A 1,786-nucleotide genomic window follows, 5' to 3' on the forward strand; every position below is an offset into this window, starting at 1 on the left:
TCAGTGCGATCACGCCTGGATCAAGTGCTGAGCTGGCTCGAGCAAGCTCAACCAGATTTGCTTTGCTTGCAGGAAACCAAAGTGGATGACCCACTGTTTCCCTCAAAAGCTTTTGAGGCCAAAGGATGGCGGGTCAACTTTCATGGGCAAAAGTCTTACAACGGTGTCGCACTGGTGAGTCGTGCCCCCCTTGATGACGTGCGCTACGGATTCGTTGGAGAACTCGAGAAGGATCCAGAAGCGCTTGACTTGGGAGAGCAGAAGCGCGTCATCAGCGCGTTGATTGATGGGGTTCGCGTTGTGAATCTCTATGTGCCCAATGGCTCCAGCCTGACGTCTGACAAATATCCCTACAAACTCACGTGGTTGAAGTGCCTCAAGCGCTATCTGGAACACCCCTTGAAGCGGGGTGAGCCTCTTTGCGTCGTTGGGGATTTCAACATCGCTCTCGAAGCCAGAGATATGCATGCCCCCGATCGCCTCAGTGGCGGGATCATGGCAAGCGATGCCGAACGTCAAGCGCTGCAAATGGCACTTGCTAACGGCCTACAGGATGTCTTTCGGGTTTTCGAACCGGATGCAGGGCATTGGAGTTGGTGGGACTACCGCAGCGGCGCATGGGATCGAGATCGCGGCTGGCGGATTGATCACATTTATCTATGCGACGAGTTGTTGGGTTTGGCCCGCAGTTGTGTGATCCACAAATCCGTGCGGGGCAACGACAAACCCAGCGACCACGCTCCCGTGAGTGTTGATTTGGATTGGCCACCAAGCGACGACGACGAGGACGGCCACAACGAGAACGACGACTTGCTGTTTTGAGTCAAAACAGCTCGACAGTGGACTGAAGCGTCACGGAACGCTTCGCAGATTCACCGCACGTGCGTGGGGTGGGAAGAACCTTGCCAGGGTTCGCTCGGTTATCCGGGTCAAAAGCGCGTCGCAACAAACCCATGGTGTGTAGATCCTCAGGCTCAAACATCCAATCGAGGTAACAGCGTTTGTCGGCACCGACGCCGTGCTCGCCGCTAATACTTCCTCCCACAGCAAGACACTCTTTCAAAATTGCTGCGCCGAGATCTTTCACCCGCTGTTCGGCTTCGGGCTCCGCAGCGGAATACAAGATCAGCGGATGCAAATTGCCATCACCCGCATGGAACACATTGGCCACAGGCAAACCATGCTCATGGCTGAGTCGTTCGATCGCCGCCAAAACCAACGGAAGGCTGCTTCGGGGGACGACACCGTCCTGCACGTAGTAGGTGGGGGTGATTTTTCCCACTGCCGAGAACGCGGATTTGCGCCCTTTCCAAAGCACCGCACATTCGGTTGGATCTTCGGCTCGACGCAGTCCGCGAGCACCAGCCCCACGACACAGCTGCTCAGCCCGTTCAGCGGAAGCCTGAACCTCCGCTTCCTGGCCATCAAGTTCAATTAGCAACACCGCCGCAGCGTCCCGCGGATATTCGTCGTACCCGAAGAAATCATTCACTGCATTGATGGTGACGTTATCCATGATTTCCATCCCGGCTGGCAGCAAACCTGCTGCCGTTACGGCCCGCACCGCTTCACCAGCAGCCTCCATCGTTTCGAAATCAGCGAGCAGCACGTTGACGCACTCCGGCGCTCGCAATAAACGAAGCGTGATTGCGGTAGCAATCCCAAGAGTGCCCTCACTGCCGATAAACGCGCCGCGCAAATCGAGCTCTTGGGACTCGGCCAAGCCATTACCGAGCTGGGTGACGCTGCCATCGGGAAGCACCACCTCCAAACCGAGCACGTGATT

The 1,786-nt window shown here is 56.6% G+C and carries 2 protein-coding genes; one reads left to right on the forward strand and one right to left on the reverse strand.

Going from position 1 to position 1,786, the window contains the following annotated elements; translation table 11 throughout:
* Positions 1 to 822 (forward strand): exodeoxyribonuclease III (gene xth / locus WH5701_RS00175; RefSeq protein ID WP_050751358.1); only part of this gene is annotated, 822 nt, incomplete at its 5' end.
* A 1-nt stretch (position 823) separates the two neighbouring features.
* Here the strand turns inward: xth and WH5701_RS00180 are convergent.
* Positions 824 to 1,786, reverse strand: a 963-nt coding sequence (locus tag WH5701_RS00180) for an FAD-linked oxidase C-terminal domain-containing protein (protein ID WP_006169745.1), incomplete at its 5' end; no start/stop codon positions are given.

Origin of the sequence: Synechococcus sp. WH 5701 (assembly GCF_000153045.1) — a bacterium.
GTDB classification, from domain to species: domain Bacteria; phylum Cyanobacteriota; class Cyanobacteriia; order PCC-6307; family Cyanobiaceae; genus Regnicoccus_A; species Regnicoccus_A antarcticus.